Genomic DNA, 17,388 nt, shown 5'->3' with positions numbered 1-17,388 from the left:
CCTGGGCATGATCACCACGTGAACCGCCAGCGGGTGCGGGTCGACGGCCGTCAGCTGACCGTCTCGAACCTGGACAAGGTCCTCTTCCCGGACATCTCGTTCACCAAGGCCCAGGTGATCGACTACTACGTCCGCATCGCGCCGGTGCTCCTGCCGCACCTCTCCGGCCGCCCGGTGACGTTCACCCGCTGGCCCGACGGCGTCGAGGGCCAGGCGTTCTTCGAGAAGAACAGCGCCCGCCACGCGCCGGACTGGGTGCGGCGGGTGACCGTGCCCAGCCCCGGCAGCTCCACGGGCCGGGAGATGCTCGACATGGTGCTGCTCGAGACGGTCGCCGACCTGGCGTGGGCGGCCAACCTCGCCGCGCTGGAGCTGCACGTGCCGCAGTGGCAGATCGGCAGCAAGCGGCAGCCGGCGCTGCCCGACCTGCTGGTCCTCGACCTCGACCCCGGCCCGAACGCCGGCATCTTCGAGTGCTGCGAGGTCGCCGAGCGGCTGCGCGAGCGTCTCGTGGCCGACGGGCTGGACCCGGTGGTGAAGACGTCGGGGTCGAAGGGCATGCAGGTCTACGCCCCGATCCGGGTGAGCGACCGCGAGCACCCCAGCCGCTACGCCAAGCACCTGGCGCAGGAGCTGGCCGCGGAGACGCCGGAGCAGGTCGTCTGGCGGATGGAGAAGGTGCTGCGGCCGGGCAAGGTGCTGGTCGACTGGAGCCAGAACAACCCGGCGAAGACGACGGTGGCGCCCTACTCGCTGCGGGCCCGGCCCGATGCCACGGTGTCGGCGCCGATCGGGTGGGACGAGGTGGACGCCGTCCTGCAGGGCGACGCCGAGCCGGGCGCGCTGCGCTTCCGCACCGAGGAGGTGCTGGAGCGGGTCGAGGAGTACGGCGACCTGTTCGACGTCGGCGACCGGAGCCGGGCGCCGCTGCCTCACGTCTGAGCGCGGTCGTCGGGCGGCAGGCCGAGCGTGCGCCGGTTCTCCGGGGTGTCGTCGTGCACCTGCCACCGGGCGACCCGCCCGCCTCGGACGACGGCGCTCCACAGGGCCGGTCCCGCCAGCGCGGGCTCGGCACAGCGGGAGTACCCGGCGATCGCGACCCGCTCGCCGTCGCCGCAGACCCGGGTGAAGACGTTGCGGTAGTCCGGGAACGCGGTGAAGAAGCCGGCCCACGCCGACCGGCAGGCCGCACGGCCGGACACCGACCGGCCCTCGGTGTCGACGAACACGTGGTCGCCGGTCATGAGGCGGCTCAGCGCCGCGGCGTCGCGCGCGGTGATGCGGTCGTTGAACGCGATGGCGACCTCCGCGGCGTCACCGGGGGTGAGCATGCCTGCGGGGGTACTCGCCGCGGCGCCCCGCCACAAGGGGTGAGATCACCGCCCGCATGCCCGCCGGCACCGCGGCGTTTGGCACGATTCCCGGCGTGTCAGCACCCGAGGACCGGTTCCGCGACGTCGGACGGCTCGTCGTCCGCTGCCCCGACCGCCCGGGGATCGTCGCCGTCCTCTCCCGGCTGCTGGCCGACGTCGGGGCGAACATCATCGAGTCGCAGCAGCACTCCTCGGACCCGACCGGCGGCACGTTCACGCTGCGGCTGGAGTTCGTCCTGCCCGACCTCGCCGCCCACCGGCACCATCTCGAGGGCGCGCTGAACCTGCTCGCCCGCCAGTGGCAGATGACCTGGCGGCTGACCGAGGCCGTGCACCGGCCCACGGTCGCGGTCTTCGTCAGCCGGACCGACCACGTGCTGCAGGAGCTGATCTACCGGGTCCGCGCCGGGGATCTGCGCGCCGACATCACCGCGGTGGTCTCCAACCACCCGGACCTCGAGCCGGTCGCGAAGGCCGCCGGCATCCCGTTCCACCACGTGCCGGTCGCGCCCGACGGGAAGCCCGCGGCCGAGGCGCGCGCCCTGGAGCTGATCGGGGACGTCGACCTCGTCGTCCTCGCCCGCTACATGCAGATCGTGTCCGAGGACTTCTGCAGCCGCTTCCCCGAGCGGCTGATCAACATCCACCACAGCTTCCTGCCGGCCTTCGTCGGGGCCAACCCGTACCAGGCCGCCCACGACCGCGGCGTGAAGCTCATCGGCGCGACCGCCCACTACGTCACCCCGGAACTCGACGCCGGCCCGATCATCGAGCAGGAGGTGGCCCGGGTCGACCACCGCGCGACCGTCGAGGACATGCGCCGGGTCGGCCGCTACGTCGAGCGGCAGGTGCTGGCCCAGGCGGTCACCTGGCACGTGGAGGACCGCGTGATCGTCGAGGGGCACCGCACGATCGTCTTCGGGTAGGGCCGCCGCCGGCGGTGCACGGCCGGCTCTCGCGGTGGTGTGCGTGCTCATGCGGTCCCGCATCAGCGCAGAACCGTGCAGAACACCGCAAGAGTGGTGTCGGCCGAGAGCGGGCGCGCACTTGTTTTGACTGGTTCAAGAAAAGTTCGTTGGGTGGACGGCGATGGGCACGCCGTGGACGCACCAGCTGCGCGCCGCCGGCTGCGGGTCACCCGGCCCCGGCTCGCGGTGCTGGACGTGCTGGCGACCCATCCGCACGCCGACGCCGACACCGTCGTCACCGCCGCTCGGGACGCGCACCCGTCCCTGTCTCCTCAGGCGGTCTACGGCGTGCTGAAGGCCCTCGTCGACGGGGGCCTGGCCCCGGTCGCGAACTACACCCGCGCCAAGCTCTTCCAGGAGAAGGGCAAGCGGACCGAGGTGGCGCTGCGGTTCTCGACCGTCGCCGGGGGCCGGGACTCCTCGGAGATGGCGCGCGACCCGCGCGGCTTCGCGGTGAAGTTCTACACCGAGGACGGCAACGGGGACCTCGTCGGCAAAAACCTCGGCGTCTTCTTCATCCGCGACGCGATCACGTTCCCCGACTTCATCCACTCGCAGAAGCCGGACCCGGTCACCTTCGAGGCCAACGTCGCCGAGCGCGCCTTCGACTTCTTCAGCCGGACCCCCGAGGCCCTGCACATGATCACGCTGGTCTTCGGTCCGCGTGGCATCCCGGCGACCTACCGGCACATGCAGGGCTTCGGCGTGAACACCTACACGTGGGTCAACGCGCAGGGTGAGACCGTCCTGGTCAAGTACCACTGGCTGCCGAAGCAGGGCGGAAGTCCTACACCTCGGCCGACGCCGCCGCCGTCCAGGCGCAGTCGACCGGCTCGCACACCGAGGACCTGTACGACTCGATCGCGGCCGGCGACTTCCCGTCGTGGGACCTCCACGTGCAGCTCATGAGCGACGACGAGCACCCCGAGCCGGACTTCGACCCGCTCGACAACACCAAGGTGTGGCCGGAGGAGGTCTTCCCGCTGCGCAAGGTCGGGACGATGACCCTCGACCGGATGCCGGAGAACTTCTTCGCCGAGAACGAGCAGATCGCGTTCGGCACCGGCGTGCTGGTCGACGGCCTGGACTTCTCCGACGACAAGATGCTGGTCGGCCGCACGTTCAGCTACTCGGACACCCAGCGCTACCGGGTCGGCCCGAACTACCTGCAGCTGCCGGTCAACCAGCCGAAGGCCAAGGTCGCCACCAACCAGCGCGACGGCCAGATGGCCTACGGCGTGGACCTCGGCCCCGGCCAGAACCCGCAGATGAACTACGAGCCGTCGATCCTCGGCGGCCTGCGGGAGGCCGAGTACCCGACCCACGACGAGCAGGGCCCGGTCATCACCGGCCGGCTCACCCGCAAGCGGATCCCGCGGACCGACGACTACGCGCAGGCCGGCGAGCGCTACCTGCTGTCGGAGCAGTGGGAGAAGGACGAGCTCGTCGCCAACCTCGTGGCCTCGCTGCAGCAGTGCAACCGCGAGATCCAGGAGCGCATGGTCTGGCACTTCTTCCTGTGCGAGGACGAGCTGGGCCAGCGCGTCGGCGACGGCCTGGGCATCAGCGCGGACGACGTCCGCGGCCTGGCCCCGCTGCAGACGCAGACCCTCGCCGAGGACGAGCAGCAGCGCGCCGCGAACCTCGGCAAGAACGGTCCGCGCGACGTCAGCGGTCACCAGATGACGCACTGCGTGCCGAACGAGGGGGTCGTCGTCGCCTCCTGACGACCTGACCTGCACCGCTTCAGCGGGCCGCGACCGGGGTCTCCGGTCGCGGCCCGCTGTCGTCTCGGCAACCCTGGTGGCGAGACCTCGGCTCGAGGAGGAGCGATGAGCGGTTCCGGGACCACCACCCGCACAGCAGCCGGGACGGCGGCGCGCGCGGCCGGCTGGGTCGCGCCGCTGTGCTGGATCGCCGTCCTGCTGGACGGGTTCGACCTGGTCGTCGTCGGCACGGTGGTGCCCGCGCTGCAGGAGCCGTCGGAGTGGGGGCTCTCCGGCGCCGGGACGACGTTCGTCATCACGATCGGCCTGGTCGGCATGATGATCGGCGCGCTGACCATCGGCACGCTCACCGACCTGCTCGGCCGCCGGAAGGCGCTGATCGGCGCGGTGAGCGCGTTCTCGCTGTTCACGCTGCTGTGCGCCTTCGCGCCCAACGCCGCCACGTTCGGCGTCCTGCGCTTCCTCGCCGGGCTCGGCCTCGGCGGCTGCCTGCCCACGGCGATCGCCATGGTCAACGAGTTCAGCCGCACCGGCCGCAGCGGCCGCGCCACCACGACGGTGATGACCGGCTACCACGTGGGCGCAGTGGTGACCGCCGCCCTGGCGATCGTCGTCGTCGAGCCGATCGGCTGGCGCTGGATGTTCGTCCTCGGCGCGCTGCCGGCGCTGGTGCTGGTGCCGCTCATGCTGCTGCGGCTGCCCGAGTCCGCCGCCTACCTGGTCGCCAAGGGCCGCCGGGCCGAGGCCGAGGACGTCGCCCGCCGCTACGGCCTGGAGCTGGAGGCCCCCGCCGCACCGGTGGCCGACCACGCCGGGGAGACCGCCGGCGCCACCCTGAAGACGCTGTTCACCGGCGGCTACCTGCGCAACACCGTCGCCATCGGCGTCACCTCGTTCATGGGCCTGCTGCTGGTCTACGGCCTGAACAACTGGCTGCCGACGATCATGAAGGAGGCCGACTACGCGCTCGGCGCGGCGCTGGCCTTCCTGCTGGTGCTCAACGTCGGCGCGATCGCCGGCCTGCTGCTGGCCGGCACGGTCGGCGACCGGATCGGCACCCGGACCGCCGGGATCATCTGGTTCGCCTGCGCCGCGGTGTTCCTCGCCCTGCTGTCGGTGCGGCTGCCCACCGCCGGCCTCTACGTGCTGGTGTTCCTGACCGGCTGCTTCGTGTTCAGCTCGCAGGTGCTCGTGTACGCGTTCGTCAGCGGCAACCACCCGCCGCAGGTGCGCGCCACGGCGCTGGGCTGGTCGGCCGGTGCCGGGCGGGCCGGCGCGATCGTCGGCCCGGTGATCACCGGCGCGCTGTTCGCGGCCGGCAACGCCTTCCCGTGGGGCTTCTACGTCTTCGCGGTCGTCGGGGTGCTCGGGGCGCTGGCCCTGGCGGTTGCCAGGCCGCGGGCAGCCGCCTGACAGCTGCGGGCGCTACGGTCCGGCGCCATGAGCTGGATCCCGACGCCCGACGAGGACGGCGGACCGGTCGCGGCGGCCTTTGACCGCGACCGGGCCACCCTGGGCTACGTCGCCAACTACACGAAGGTGTTCGCGCACCGGCCGGCGGTCTACGAGGCCTGGCGCGGCCTGAACACCGCGATCAAGGGGTCGATGGACCCGCGCCGCTACGAGCTGGCCACGGTGGCGGCCGCGCTGCGGCTGCGGTCGAGCTACTGCTCGCTGGCGCACGGGAAGGTGCTCGCCGAGCAGTTCGGCGGCGCGGCGACGCTGCCCGCGCTGACGGGGGACCCCGCCGCGGCGGAGCTCGACCCGGTGGAGCGGGCGGTGGTGCGGCTCGCCGACCGGGTCGCCGCCGGGGCCGCGGACATGACCGAGGACGACCTCACCGAGCTGCGCGGCCTCGGGCTCGACGACGCCGAGATCCTCGACGTCGTCCTCGCCGCCGCGGCCCGGTGCTTCTTCAGCACCGTGCTCGACGCGACCGGCACGCAGCCCGACGCGGCCTTCCGGTCGCTCGAGCCGGGGATGCGCGACCCGCTGACGGTCGGCCGCCCGATCGCAACCGGCTGATTCAGTCGCGCGGGCGCTTGCGGTCCTGGTCGGCGAGGAAGCGCTCGAACTCGCTGGCCAGCTCCTCGCCGCTGGGCAGGTCGCCCGAGGCGCCGAGCAGGCCGTTGTCCTCGCGGGCGGCCTGGAAGGCGTCGAACTGCTGCTCGAGCGCGGCGACGACGGCCGTGTTCTCGGGGGACCGGGCGATCTGCTCGTCGATCTCGGTGCGGTTGGCCTCGGCGGCCTCGCGGAGCGACTCGACCGGCAGGTGCAGGCCGGTCAGCGTCTCGAGGTGCTCGAGCAGGGTCAGCGAGGCGGCCGGGAAGGTGGTCTGCGCCAGGTAGTGCGGCACGTGCGCGGCCACGCCGAGGGCGTCGACGCCGGCCTCGCCCAGGCGCAGCTCCAGCAGCGCTGAGATGTGGCCCGGGATGCGCATCTCGCCCCAGTAGACGGGATAGGACGCGATCAGCTCCCGGCGGGTGGCGTGCGCGGTGACGGTGACCGGCCGGGTGTGCGGCACCGGCATCGGGATCGCCTGCAGCGACACCGCCGAGGTGACGCCGAGCCGTTCGACCAGCCCGAGGACGGCGGACACGAAGCGCTGCCACGCGAAGTCCGGCTCCGCCCCGTGCAGGAGGAGGAACTCCTCGCCGGCGTCGTCCTCCACCGCGTACAGGTCGATCTCCGGCCCGGTGAAGGACTCGTAGTGGTCGCTCTGGAACGTGACCCGCGGGCGGTGCGCCCGGTAGTCGACCAGGCTGTCGACGTCGAACCGGGCGATCCGTCGGTGCGGGAGGCTGGCCAGCAGGTGCGCCCCGGCGAGGGCGCCGGCGTGGGCGGCGTCGAAGTCCCCGGCGAGGTCGTGCACGAGCACGAGGCCGCGGCGCTCCTCGGGCGCGCGCACGGCCGCCTCCCGGGCGAGGAACGGCTCCGCCTCGGGGAGCAGCTCCACCAGCTCCTCCGGTCGCTGTGTCACGGTCCCACCTCCTGCTCGACGGCCCCGGCGGCACCGGTTGCGATCGGTTCAGCCGACGCGGGGGACGGCGCATTCCCATCGTCCCCCGCAGGGGTCAGCGCCGGTCGTCGTCCGTGCTGCCGGCGGGCTCGGCGACCAGCCGGCTGCCGCTCTCGTCGCCCGCCACCTGGGCGACCGTGCCGTCCTCGGCCACCTCGGGTTCTCGGTGATCCAGCTGATCGCGGACGTAGCGGTAGATGACGGCGATCAGCGCCGCGATCGGCACGGAGAGGAAGGCGCCGATGATGCCGCCCAGGCTGCTGCCCGCCGTGACGGCCAGGATCACCACGGCCGCGTGCAGGTTGAACCCGCGGCCCTGGATGATCGGCTGCAGCACGTTGCCCTCGAGCTGCTGCACGGCGATGACGATGATCAGCACGATCAGCGCGTCGGTGGGTCCCTCGCTCACCAGCGCGATGAGGACGGCGAAGGCGCCGGCCACGAAGGCGCCGATGATCGGGATGAACGCCCCGAGGAACGTGATCACCGCCAGCGGGATCACCAGGGGGACGCCGAGGACGAGCAGGCCGAGGCCGATGAAGAACGCGTCGACGAAGCCGACCAGCGCCTGCTGCTTGATGAACTCCGAGAGGGTCGACCACGCCTGCTGCGACAGCGCGGCGACGTGCGGTGCGGCGCGCGGGCCGGTCTGCGCGGCCAGCCACGGCGTCCAGCGCGGGCCGTCCTTGAGGAAGAAGAAGCACAGCACGAGGGCCAGCACCAGGTTGATCAGGCCGTTGCCGATCGCCGACGCGGTTGTGAGCGCGTAGCCGGCGATGCTGGTGGCGTTGTCCTGCAGCCGGTTGATGGCCGTGTCGACGGCCTGGCCGATCTGGTCCTCGCCGATGTTGAACGGCGGGCCCTGCAGCCACTCCTGCACGTTCTGCAGCGAGGCCACGGTCTGGTCGGCCAGTTCGCCGGCCTGGTTGGCCACCTGCGGTGAGATCACCGCGATCAGGCCGCCGAAGACGGCGAGGAAGCCGAGCAGCACGAGCGACGCGGCCAGCGCCGGCGGCCAGCCGTGCCGGCGCAGGAAGCGGGTGGGCGGCCACAGCACGGTGGCGATCAGCAGCCCGAGGATCACCGGCAGCAGGATCGGCCACAGCTTCCCGAGCACGTAGCCCAGGACGACGACCGCCCCGACGATGAGCAGCAGCTGCCCCGACGCGATCGCCAGGGTGCGGGTGGCCGACCGCACCCGCTCGCCGCGGCCCGCGGCGGGGGTCGGCGCGAGGGTCGGCCGGGTGCTGTCCGCGCCGGCGTCGGGCATCCGGTCCGCCGTCACCGGCGGCTGCCCGGTGTCCGTCGCGGCGTCGTCCGGCCCCGTCCGGGAGCCGGGTCGAGGAAGCCTCATGGGCATGATCACAACACAGATGCGGGCCTCTCACCGGACGGTGCGCGGCTGTCACCCGGCAGACGTAGCGTGCCGTGCATGCCCAGGACCGCCACCGCCGACCGCGTCGACCGCGAGACCCCGCTGGAGTTCGTCCGCGCCCGCCACCGCGGCATCCTGCTCACCCGGCGCGGCAGCGGCGGCCCGCAGCTGTCCCCGGTGACCTTCGGGGTCGACGGCGCGGGACGGGTCGTGATCTCCACGTATCCGCAGCGGGCCAAGGTGGCGAACGCCCGCCGCGACCCCGCGGTGTCGCTGTGCGTCCTCTCCGACGACTGGGACGGGCCGTGGGTGCAGCTCGACGGCGAGGCCGAGGTGCTCGACCTGCCCGACGCGCTGGAGCCGCTGGTCGAGTACTTCCGGGTCATCAGCGGCGAGCACCCGGACTGGGACGACTACCGGGCCGCCATGGCCCGCCAGGGCAAGTCGCTGCTGCGCATCGGCATCACCCGGTGGGGCCCGATCGCCACCGGCGGGTTCCCGCCCGCGGTGGTCGACAAGCTCTGATCCTTGCTTTGAGCTGAGAAAGGTGTCAGGCTTGCGCGGTGCCGTACGTGCTGACCGTCGACCAGCGGGCGAGCCGCCGCGGCCCCGACCGGGTCGCGGACGCGCTGCGCCGGCTCGAGGGCGCGGTGCCGGTGCTGCTGCCGTTCGAGCGGACCGCGGGCGACGAGTTCCAGGGCCTGCTCGCCGAACCGGCGGACGTCGTGGACGTGGTGCTGCGGCTGGTGCGGCTGGGTGGCTGGAGCATCGGGGTGGGCGCGGGCCCGGTGCAGACACCGCTCCCGGACAGCACGCGGGCGGGCTCGGGGCCGGCGTTCCTGGCCGCCCGCCGGGCGGTGGACGCGGCCAAGCAGCGGCCGTTCCGCCTGGCCGTGCGCGGCGCGGTGCCCTCGGAGGCCGCCGACGCCCAGGCGGTGCTGAGCGCGCTCGCGGCGCTGGTGGACCGGCGCAGCGAACAGGCGTGGGAGGCGATCGCCCTGGTCGAGGAGGGACGCACGCAGGCCGACGCCGCGACCGCGCTCGGCGTCTCCCGGCAGGCCGTGGGCCAGCGGCTGGCGGCGGGTATGTGGGAACTGGAGCGCGAGTTGCGCCCGACGGCGGCCCGCCTGCTGGCGCGGGCGGCGGGATGAGGGGGAGGGCATGACGGTCGCCGTCCTCACCCTGGTGGCGCTCACCGGGGCGGGCGGGCTGGCGCTCACCGCGTTCGGCGAGCAGGTGCGCCCGGCCTGGACGGCGCTGGTGCTGGTCGTCGCCCTGGGGCTCGCGGCCGTGCTGGCGTGGGTGGCCGGCCCGCCGTCCGACGGGATCGTCCAGGCGGCGACGCTGCTGGCGGTGCTCGCCGCGGTCGCCGGCGGCGGTCCGGTGGCGACGGCGGTGCTGCGCTCGGCCGACCCCACCTCGGCGTCCACGGCCGGCGGCTCCGGGGGTGGGCCGGGAGATCCTGACGTGCTGCGCGGCGGGGCCTGGATCGGGGTGCTCGAGCGGATCGCCGTCGCCGGGGCCCTGCTGGCCGGCTGGCCCGAGGGCCTGGCGGTGCTGCTCGCGGTCAAGGGGCTGGGGCGCTTCGCGGAGCTCAGGGCGCCCGCGGCGGCGGAGCGGTTCATCCTCGGCACGCTGGCCAGCGCGCTGTGGGCGATCGCCTGCGTCGGGGTGGTCGTCCTGCTGCGGCGGTGAGGCGTTCCCCCTTTCGGGTGACGGTCCCACCTGGGGGTTCGCGCCGGGGATCGGCGGGGAAGGCAGGCCGCCGATCCCTGACCGAGGAGGACCCGTGAGCCAGGACGACCCGCGCCCGCTCTCACCCGAGGAGCTCGCCGCCGAGACCGCGGCGCCGCTGCCGGACAAGGAGGTCATCTCGCTGCTCGACCTCAACGCCGACCTGGACCTGGCGATCGACGCGGCGGCGCCGATCGACCTGGCCGTGGCGGCGAACGCGAACGTGGCCGCGCCGATCGACGCCGCGGTCGGCGCGAACGTGCTGTCGGCGGACTCGTCCGCACAGGCGCTCTCCGACCAGGGGGCGCTCATCGACCAGGGCATCACCGGCTCGGCGACGGCGACCGCCCCGCAGGACTCGGGCATCGACCAGGTCGGCAACGACGCCGCCGCCGGCGACGCGCCGCCCGCCCCGGCGCCGGACGCGGGCGCGGCCGACGCCGGGACCAGCACGGTCGGCGACCCCCTCTCCGGCGACCTGCTCGACGTGAACGTCGACGTGAACGCCGACGCCGACATCGCCGCCCCCATCGCCGGCGCGGTGGCCGCCAACGCCAACGTGGCCGCCCCGATCGACGCCGCGGTCGCCGCGAACGTCGGCTCGATCGGCTCGGAGGCGACGGCGGTGTCGCAGCAGGACGCGATCATCACGCAGAACATCGACGCCGACGCGACCGCGACGGCCGACCAGTCGTCCACCATCGACCAGTGACCGCGCGCGGATGAGTGATCCGCGCACCCGCCCGATCGTCGTCCCCGCCGGGCCCCCCGGGGCCGTGGCGGGGCCGGACGGCGAGGTGCTCGCGCGTGCCGCCGGCGTGGAGCTGCTCGGCGAGATCCCCGGCTCGGGCTACCGGCGCCCGCCCGCCCTGGCCCGGCGCGGCGACGGCCAGGTCGTCACGCTGACGCCGCTGCTGCAGCAGGTCCTCGCCGCGGTCGACGGCCGCCGGACGGTCGCCGAGGTCGCCGAGGCGGTCGGTGCCGCCACCGGGCGGCTGGTCCGGCCCGACGACGTCCGCCAGCTGGTCGACCGGTCGTTGCGGCCGCTGGGCCTGCTCCGGCTCGCCGACGGCGGCGAGCCCGCGGTGCGGCGGGCCAACCCGCTGCTGGCGCTGCGGTTCCGGCGGGTGGTGAGCGATCCGGCGGCGACCCGGCGGCTGACCGCCCCGTTCGCCGTCCTCTTCTCGCCGTTCGTCGTCGTGCCGGTGGTGCTCGCCTTTGCCACGGTGTCGTTCTGGGTGCTCTTCCGGGAGGGCCTGGCCGCCGCGACGGCGCAGGCGTTCTCGTTCCCGGGCCTGTTCCTCGCCGTCGTCCTGGTCACCGTGCTGTCGGCGGGCTTCCACGAGTTCGGGCACGCGGCGGCCGCCCGCTACGGCGGGGCCACGCCGGGGGCCATGGGCTTCGGCCTCTACCTGTTCTGGCCCGCGTTCTACACCGACGTCACCGACAGCTACCGGCTCGGCCGGGCCGGCCGGGTGCGCACGGATCTCGGCGGCCTGTACTTCAACGCGATCGTCGTCCTGCTCGCCTTCGGCGTGTGGTGGCTGACCGGCTGGCACGCCGTCCTGCTGATCGTCGCCACGCAGGTCCTGCAGATGATCCGGCAGCTCGCGCCGCTGCTGCGCTTCGACGGCTACCACGTGCTCGCCGACGTCACCGGGGTGCCCGACCTGTACCAGCGCATCGGCCCGGTCCTCACCGGCCTGCTGCCGGGGCGGTGGCGGCAGCCGGAGGCCACCGCGCTCAAGACCTGGGCGCGGGTCGTGGTCACGCTGTGGGTGCTGGTCGTCGTCCCGCTGATGGCGGCGTCGTTCCTGCTGATGGTCCTCTCGCTGCCGCGCCTGGTGGGCACGGCCTGGGCGGCGCTGCAGCAGCAGGGCAGCGCGTTCACCCGGGCCGTCGGGGACGGTGACATCCTGGCCGCGCTGGCCCGTGCGCTCGCCGTCGTCGCGATCGTGCTGCCGCTGCTCGGCATCGCGCTCGTCCTCCTCCGCCTGGTGCGGCGCACGGCCACCGGCACCTGGCGGCGGACGGCGGGCCGCCCGGTGCTGCGCCTGCTCGCGCTCGCCGTCGCGGCCGCGCTGCTCGCGGGGCTGACCTGGGCCTGGTGGCCGGAGGACGGCCGGTACCGCCCGGTGCGGCCGTACGAGGGCGGCACGGTGCTCGACGCGATCCCGGCCGCCGCGAGCAGCGACCTGGGCGCGGCCGAAGGAGAGCCGGGGGCCGGGCTGACCATCTGGCCGGACGACGGCCCGCTGCCGACCGCGGACCACCCCGCCCTGGCGCTCGTCCTCACGCCCGCCGGAGCGGCCGGCTCGGGGGGCTCGGGGGCGTCGTCCCCGGCGGACGCGCCGACCTGGGTCTTCCCCTTCGACCGGCCGCTGCCGCCGGGGGACGGCGACAACCAGGCGCTGGCGGTGAACACCGCGGACGGCTCGGTGCAGTACGACGTCTCCTTCTCCCTGGTCTGGGTCGACGGCGACACCGCGGTCAACCGCAACGAGGCGTTCGCGCTCGCCAGCTGTTCCGGCTGCCGCACGGTGGCCGTCGCCTTCCAGGTCGTCGTCCTGCTGGGCTCGGTCGACGTCGTCGTGCCGGAGAACCTCTCAGCCGCGGTCAACTACGCCTGCGTCGACTGCGTGACCTTCGCGCTCGCCACCCAGCTCGTGGTCAGCGCGCCCGGGCCGCTGGACGAGCAGGCCACGAGCGACCTGGCCGCGGTGTGGGCGCGGCTGCGGGCCTTCGGCGAGCAGATCGAGGGCGTGCCGCTGGCCGAGCTGCAGGCACGGCTCACCGGGTTCGAGGAGGAGATCCTGGCGATCGTCCAGCGGACCGCGGAGGACGCGCCGGCGGGGCACGAGGTGACGGACCAGACGGCGGGTACCACGGCGTCCGTCGACGGATCGGAGGCGCCGGCCGACGGATCCGGCGCGGCCGGCGCACCGAGCGGCGACGAGTCGTCGTCCGCGAGCCCGGCCGGCTCGTCCGCCGCGCCGTCGTCCTCGACGGAGGAGGGGGACGGCGGGACGACGGAACCGTCGTCCTCGGCCGAACCGGTGACCACGGAGCAGCCCGGCGCGACGGCGACGGCCAGCCCCAGCCCCTGACCGGTCGACCGCGCTCGGCGTGGTCCCGTGTCCTAGTAGGCGGTCGTCACGGGCACGGCCGGTTGCGATCGTGCTCCGGCTGCCTGCTCGATGTTCCGCTTGAGCACGGACAACATGCGCGCCTGCATGATCCAGACGACCGGGACGTAGATCCAGTAGTTGTAGAAGCGTTCCAGCCACCGGGGGCGCATGGCCTGATAGCCGCTGATGACCAGCCGCGTGCGGCCACCGGGCAGCTCCGTCAGCAGGAAGCCCCACAGCCCGTCCGTGTAGACCCGCGGGCGGGGTTGCTCGGGATCGAGGGGACGGCCGCGCACATCGCTCGACCCGTGCAGTCCCAGGAACCGGTTCGGTTCCAGCGCGGCGACCTGCCACGCGTCCACGGGGCCGCGGCGCGGTACCCAGTACGTCACGTGGTGGCCGAGGTGGAGGTCCTGCCACTCCGGGTGGACGCGGTGGGCGCTGGAGTGGCCGGCGTTGTCCAGGTGGTCCCAGGAGTACCAACCCCCGCGGTCGCCGCCCAGCTGGACGAGCCAGGGCCACACCTGGTCCGGCGGCGCGTCGATGGTGACGGCCATCGTCGCCGCCCGCTCGCCCTGTGGCACCAGCTCGGCACCGGGGTACGGCCCGGCAACCTCCTCGTCGCTCGCCCCCCAGTGCAAGAGCCGGGGGCGCAGCAGCCGGCCGTAGCCGACGGCGGCCGCGCCGGCCACCGCGGCTCCGGTGAGAACGCGCCCGAGCGTCATGCGAGCAGCCTCCGAGCCACGCCGCGGAATCGCCACGGGCCGAACGTCCCGCCGGACCGGCCCATCGGCCTCGGGGGACGGCGCGCCGACGGCGGTCAGCGGATGCCGGCACTGTTGTTTGCCGTCCTCGCCGGGCGGTGACTAAGGGACGGACCGACGTCATCCGACCCTGGAGGTCCCGTGTCCGAGTCGCCCGCCGCCGGCGGCATCCGCAACCCCGACCTCCTGGGCGTCTACTGCAACGACCACCTGGCCGCCTCCGTCGGCGGCATGGAACTGGTGAAGCGGATGCGCGGCGTCCATCGCGGCACCCCCTACGAGGGGCGGCTGACCGCGTTGCTGGGCGAGCTGGAGGAGGAGAACTCCTCGCTCGAGACCCAGATGCGCGCCGTCGGCTGCCCGGTCCGCCGGTACAAGCAGGTGGCGTTGTGGGTGGGCGAGAAGCTCGCGCGGGTCAAGCTCAACGGGCGGCTGATCGGCCGCTCCCCGCTGTCCGACCTCGTCGAGTTCGAGTTCCTCGCCTCGGCGGTCCGCGCCAAGCGCAGCGGTTTCGAGACCCTGCGCGAGGTCGCCGAGGTCGAACCGCGGCTGGACAAGGCGGAGCTGAACCGGCTCATCGACCAGGCGAACCGGCAGCACGACTGGATCACCCACGCCCGCCGGGAAGTCGCCGCGGCCGTGTTCGGCGGCCGGGTCGACGCCGCGCGAGAGGCGGCCGACTGATCGCGGCGGTAGAACCGGGGCATGTGCCACGACCAGGACAGTCGCCCGCCCGCACCGCCCCGGACCGGTGAGGTCGCCGAACGCGGCACCCTCAGCCTGACCGCCGCCGACGGCACCGAGTTCTCCGCGGCGTACGCCGCCCCGGCCGGGGAGGCCCGGGCGGGCATCGTCGTGCTGCCCGACATCCGCGGCCTGCACCCGTACTACGTCGCGCTCGCCGAGCGGTTCGCCGAGGCCGGGCTGCCGGCGGTCGCGATCGACTGGTTCGGGCGGACGGCGGGGCTGGCCGGCGGCGCGAGCGGCACCGGCGTCCGCGAGGCCGACTTCGACTGGCAGACCCACATCCCGCAGTGCACGCCCGAGGGGATCGACGCCGACATCACCGCCGCGATCGGCTACCTCCGCGAGCGCACGCGGGCCGGCCTGCCGGTGGTGACCGTCGGCTTCTGTTTCGGCGGCAGCCACTCCTGGCGGCAGGCCGGCGGGGACCTCGACCTGGCCGCCTGCATCGGGTTCTACGGGCGGCCGGCGATGGTGGGCGACGCGGCGGGACGGGCGCGCAAGCCCACGCTCATGTTCATCGCCGGCGCCGACGCCGCCACCCCGGTCGAGGACCAGCTCGCCCTCGCCGAGACGATGCGGTCGGCCGGCGCCGACGTGGAGACGGCGGTCTACGACGGCGCGCCGCACTCGTTCTTCGACCGCGCGTTCGGCGAGTGGGAGGACGCCTGCAGCGACGCGTGGCGGCGGATGCTCGCGCTCACCGACCGGGTCGCGGCCGGCTGATCGGGGCAACCGGCTCGTGATCCCGGCAACCGGCTCGGCGTCTCGAACGGCCCTAGTCTGAGTCGTGTGAGTGAGCCCATCGATCCGGAGGTCATCGCCCTGGCGGGCCGCGTCTTCGACCTCGCCCGCGCCGGTGCCACGGAGGCCCTCGTGGGTTACCTCGACGCCGGCGTGCCGGTCAACCTGACCAACGACAAGGGGGACACGCTGCTGATCCTCGCCGCCTACCACGCCCACCCCGAGACGGTCGCCGCGCTGCTCGACCGCGGGGCCGACCACGGCCGCGCCAACGACCGCGGCCAGACCGCCCTGGCCGCCGCGGTGTTCCGCCAGTCCGCCGAGGCGGTGCGGCGGCTGTTGGCCGCAGGCGCCGACCCGGACGCCGGCGGGCAGAGCGCGCGCGCCACCGCCCAGTTCTTCGACCTGCCCGAGATGACCGCGCTGCTGGACGGCGCCCGCCGCTGACAGCGCCCACCAGGGGGAACGATGGTCGCGCAGCCGAACCTGCCAGGACACCGGCTGCCGCCGGCTCACGAGACGTCGGCGGCGGCGCCGGTCCGGCCGCCCGTGGCGCGGGCGGAGCCCGTGGTCGACGCCGCTCCGGAGCCGGTCGAGACGACGGCCGACGCGCTCGGGAACGCTGCGGCCGCCGCACCGGCGCCCGAGCCGCCGCCGTCCGGCGGCCTGCCGCGCTGGCTGCTGCTGCTCGTGGGTGGCGCCACCGCGACGATCGCGATCGCCGGCCTGCGCGAGATCTCCTGGCTGGTCGCCCCCGTGCTGCTCGCGCTGGTCGTGGTGATCGCGCTCGCGCCGGTGCAGAGCTGGCTGATCCGGGCCGGCTGGCCGCGGTGGGCCAGCGCCACCGTACTGCTGGTCCTCGTGTGGACCGTGCTGCTCGCCTTCGTCGGCCTGCTCGTGCTCTCCGTCGCCCAGCTCGCCGCCCTGCTGCCCGACTACGCCGGCCGTGCCGAGATCCTCATCGGCGGTGTCGTGGCCGATCTCAACGACGCGGGGGTGGTCTCCGGGCAGCTCTCCGACCTGATCCGGGACATCGACTACAGCCAGCTGGTCGGCGTCGCGACCGGCCTGCTGGCCCGGCTCACCGACGCGGCGACCACGCTGCTCCTGCTGCTCTCGGCGCTGGTCTTCCTCGCGATCGAGTCCGGCGGCTTCGGCCGGCGGCTGGCGCTGGTCGCCGCCGAGCGTCCGCACCTGCCGATCGCGCTGGGCCTGTTCGCCCGCGGCACGCGCAGCTACCTGCTGGTCAGCACCGTCTTCGGGGCGATCGTCGCGGTCGGCGACGCGATCGGGCTGGCGCTCCTCGGCGTCCCCGCGGCGGTGCTGTGGGGCCTGCTGTCCTTCATCACCAACTACGTGCCGAACATCGGCTTCGTCCTCGGTCTCATCCCGCCGGCGCTGCTCGCCCTGCTCGGCGGGGGCTGGGGCAAGCTGATCGCGGTCGTCGTCCTCTACTGCGTGCTCAACTTCGTCGTCCAGACGCTGATCCAGCCCCGGTTCGTGGGCGACTCGGTGGGCCTGTCGATGACGGTGACGTTCGTGGCCCTGCTGTTCTGGGGCTGGGTGATGGGCGCGCTGGGTGCGCTGCTGGCCATCCCGCTCACGCTGCTGGTCAAGGCGCTCCTGGTCGACGTCGACCCCAGGGGGCACTGGCTCGACGTGCTGCTGCGGGAGGAGCCGCGCGCGCCGCGGACCGACCGGGCCCGCCGCCGGACGCACGCCCGGCGCGCCGCGCTGGCCTCCGTCCGGGCCCTCCACCCGCACCGCCGGACGCATCCGCCGGAGCCGCTCGACCACCCCTGACACGCGTCG

Annotated in this window: 18 protein-coding genes and 1 pseudogene; 15 read left to right on the top strand and 4 right to left on the bottom strand. The window is 74.1% G+C overall.

Annotated features, from left to right (window positions below):
- Positions 1-18: 18 nt before the first annotated feature.
- Positions 19-942, top strand: coding sequence for a non-homologous end-joining DNA ligase (ligD, locus tag AB3388_RS17680; RefSeq protein ID WP_495406617.1), 924 nt, complete (start codon positions 19-21; stop codon positions 940-942).
- Here the strand turns inward: ligD and AB3388_RS17675 are convergent.
- On the bottom strand, positions 933-1,331 hold the full coding sequence (locus AB3388_RS17675) for a nuclear transport factor 2 family protein (RefSeq protein ID WP_495406616.1): 399 nt from the start codon (positions 1,329-1,331) through the stop codon (positions 933-935). The genes ligD and AB3388_RS17675 overlap by 10 nt on opposite strands.
- 95 nt (positions 1,332-1,426) lie before the next feature.
- Between AB3388_RS17675 and purU the strand changes: the two genes are divergently transcribed.
- From purU to AB3388_RS17650, 5 genes and pseudogenes are all read left to right on the top strand, one after another.
- Positions 1,427-2,299 (top strand): formyltetrahydrofolate deformylase, encoded by an 873-nt coding sequence (purU, locus tag AB3388_RS17670; RefSeq protein ID WP_495406615.1) that lies wholly within the window; start codon positions 1,427-1,429, stop codon positions 2,297-2,299.
- 39 nt (positions 2,300-2,338) lie between these two features.
- Positions 2,339-3,573 (top strand): annotated as a pseudogene (locus AB3388_RS17665) (catalase); the annotation flags it as partial.
- On the top strand, positions 3,568-4,068 hold the full coding sequence (locus AB3388_RS17660) for a catalase-related domain-containing protein (RefSeq protein ID WP_495411470.1): 501 nt from the start codon (positions 3,568-3,570) through the stop codon (positions 4,066-4,068). The pseudogene AB3388_RS17665 and the gene AB3388_RS17660, both read left to right, overlap by 6 nt.
- Before the next feature lie 105 nt (positions 4,069-4,173).
- A complete protein-coding gene (locus tag AB3388_RS17655) occupies positions 4,174-5,481 on the top strand; it encodes an MFS transporter (protein ID WP_495406614.1) in 1,308 nt (435 codons plus the stop codon).
- A 27-nt stretch (positions 5,482-5,508) separates the two neighbouring features.
- Positions 5,509-6,093, top strand: a complete 585-nt coding sequence (locus AB3388_RS17650; RefSeq protein ID WP_495406613.1) for a carboxymuconolactone decarboxylase family protein — start codon at positions 5,509-5,511, stop codon at positions 6,091-6,093.
- Position 6,094: 1 nt separating this feature from the next.
- Here the strand turns inward: AB3388_RS17650 and AB3388_RS17645 are convergent, their stop codons facing one another.
- Together AB3388_RS17645 and AB3388_RS17640 are read right to left on the bottom strand one after the other, a co-directional pair.
- Positions 6,095-7,048, bottom strand: a complete 954-nt coding sequence (locus AB3388_RS17645; protein WP_495406612.1) for a proteasome assembly chaperone family protein — start codon at positions 7,046-7,048, stop codon at positions 6,095-6,097.
- Between the two features lie 94 nt (positions 7,049-7,142).
- The gene (locus AB3388_RS17640; protein WP_495406611.1) at positions 7,143-8,441 is read right to left on the bottom strand and encodes an AI-2E family transporter; all 1,299 of its coding nucleotides are present in this window, start codon (positions 8,439-8,441) and stop codon (positions 7,143-7,145) included.
- A gap of 78 nt (positions 8,442-8,519) precedes the next feature.
- On the opposite strand from AB3388_RS17640, the gene AB3388_RS17635 reads away from it, so the two are divergent.
- The 5 genes from AB3388_RS17635 (at position 8,520) to AB3388_RS17615 (ending at position 13,303) form a co-directional block, all read left to right on the top strand.
- The gene (locus tag AB3388_RS17635) at positions 8,520-8,987 is read left to right on the top strand and encodes a PPOX class F420-dependent oxidoreductase (RefSeq protein WP_495406610.1); all 468 of its coding nucleotides are present in this window, start codon (positions 8,520-8,522) and stop codon (positions 8,985-8,987) included.
- A 38-nt stretch (positions 8,988-9,025) separates the two neighbouring features.
- Positions 9,026-9,613 (top strand): hypothetical protein, encoded by a 588-nt coding sequence (locus tag AB3388_RS17630; protein ID WP_495406609.1) that lies wholly within the window; start codon positions 9,026-9,028, stop codon positions 9,611-9,613.
- A 10-nt stretch (positions 9,614-9,623) separates the two neighbouring features.
- On the top strand, positions 9,624-10,157 hold the full coding sequence (locus tag AB3388_RS17625; protein ID WP_495406608.1) for a hypothetical protein: 534 nt from the start codon (positions 9,624-9,626) through the stop codon (positions 10,155-10,157).
- A 94-nt stretch (positions 10,158-10,251) separates the two neighbouring features.
- Positions 10,252-10,908: a hypothetical protein gene (locus AB3388_RS17620; RefSeq protein WP_495406607.1), complete on the top strand. Its 657-nt coding sequence runs from the start codon at positions 10,252-10,254 to the stop codon at positions 10,906-10,908.
- A gap of 10 nt (positions 10,909-10,918) precedes the next feature.
- On the top strand, positions 10,919-13,303 hold the full coding sequence (locus AB3388_RS17615) for a zinc metalloprotease (protein ID WP_495406606.1): 2,385 nt from the start codon (positions 10,919-10,921) through the stop codon (positions 13,301-13,303).
- Positions 13,304-13,335: 32 nt separating this feature from the next.
- On the opposite strand, the gene AB3388_RS17610 is transcribed toward AB3388_RS17615, so the two are convergent.
- Positions 13,336-14,049, bottom strand: a complete 714-nt coding sequence (locus AB3388_RS17610; protein ID WP_495406605.1) for a hypothetical protein — start codon at positions 14,047-14,049, stop codon at positions 13,336-13,338.
- A gap of 180 nt (positions 14,050-14,229) precedes the next feature.
- Here AB3388_RS17610 and AB3388_RS17605 point away from each other — a divergent pair, with 180 nt between their 5' ends.
- The 4 genes from AB3388_RS17605 to AB3388_RS17590 all read left to right on the top strand — a co-directional run bounded on the left by AB3388_RS17605 (position 14,230) and on the right by AB3388_RS17590 (position 17,379).
- Positions 14,230-14,772: a hypothetical protein gene (locus AB3388_RS17605; RefSeq protein WP_495406604.1), complete on the top strand. Its 543-nt coding sequence runs from the start codon at positions 14,230-14,232 to the stop codon at positions 14,770-14,772.
- Between the two features lie 21 nt (positions 14,773-14,793).
- Positions 14,794-15,558: a dienelactone hydrolase family protein gene (locus tag AB3388_RS17600; RefSeq protein ID WP_495406603.1), complete on the top strand. Its 765-nt coding sequence runs from the start codon at positions 14,794-14,796 to the stop codon at positions 15,556-15,558.
- Between the two features lie 66 nt (positions 15,559-15,624).
- The gene (locus tag AB3388_RS17595) at positions 15,625-16,023 is read left to right on the top strand and encodes an ankyrin repeat domain-containing protein (protein WP_495406602.1); all 399 of its coding nucleotides are present in this window, start codon (positions 15,625-15,627) and stop codon (positions 16,021-16,023) included.
- A 21-nt stretch (positions 16,024-16,044) separates the two neighbouring features.
- Positions 16,045-17,379, top strand: a complete 1,335-nt coding sequence (locus AB3388_RS17590; protein WP_495406601.1) for an AI-2E family transporter — start codon at positions 16,045-16,047, stop codon at positions 17,377-17,379.
- Positions 17,380-17,388 lie beyond the last annotated feature (9 nt).

The organism is Geodermatophilus sp. SMS 5-13, assembly GCF_059428245.1.
This window is presented reverse-complemented; position numbering and strand designations above follow the sequence as displayed.

Bases quoted from the DNA above. Each gene is read 5' to 3' on its own strand.
- AB3388_RS17675 (WP_495406616.1), bottom strand. From the start codon at position 1,331: ATGCTCACCCCCGGTGACGCCGCGGAGGTCGCCATCGCGTTCAACGAC.
- AB3388_RS17660 (WP_495411470.1), top strand. From the start codon at position 3,568: ATGGCCTACGGCGTGGACCTCGGCCCCGGCCAGAACCCGCAGATGAAC.
- AB3388_RS17655 (WP_495406614.1), top strand. From the start codon at position 4,174: ATGAGCGGTTCCGGGACCACCACCCGCACAGCAGCCGGGACGGCGGCG.
- AB3388_RS17650 (WP_495406613.1), top strand. From the start codon at position 5,509: ATGAGCTGGATCCCGACGCCCGACGAGGACGGCGGACCGGTCGCGGCG.
- AB3388_RS17640 (WP_495406611.1), bottom strand. From the start codon at position 8,441: ATGAGGCTTCCTCGACCCGGCTCCCGGACGGGGCCGGACGACGCCGCG.
- AB3388_RS17635 (WP_495406610.1), top strand. From the start codon at position 8,520: ATGCCCAGGACCGCCACCGCCGACCGCGTCGACCGCGAGACCCCGCTG.
- AB3388_RS17625 (WP_495406608.1), top strand. From the start codon at position 9,624: ATGACGGTCGCCGTCCTCACCCTGGTGGCGCTCACCGGGGCGGGCGGG.
- AB3388_RS17615 (WP_495406606.1), top strand. From the start codon at position 10,919: ATGAGTGATCCGCGCACCCGCCCGATCGTCGTCCCCGCCGGGCCCCCC.
- AB3388_RS17610 (WP_495406605.1), bottom strand. From the start codon at position 14,049: ATGACGCTCGGGCGCGTTCTCACCGGAGCCGCGGTGGCCGGCGCGGCC.
- AB3388_RS17600 (WP_495406603.1), top strand. From the start codon at position 14,794: ATGTGCCACGACCAGGACAGTCGCCCGCCCGCACCGCCCCGGACCGGT.
- AB3388_RS17590 (WP_495406601.1), top strand. From the start codon at position 16,045: ATGGTCGCGCAGCCGAACCTGCCAGGACACCGGCTGCCGCCGGCTCAC.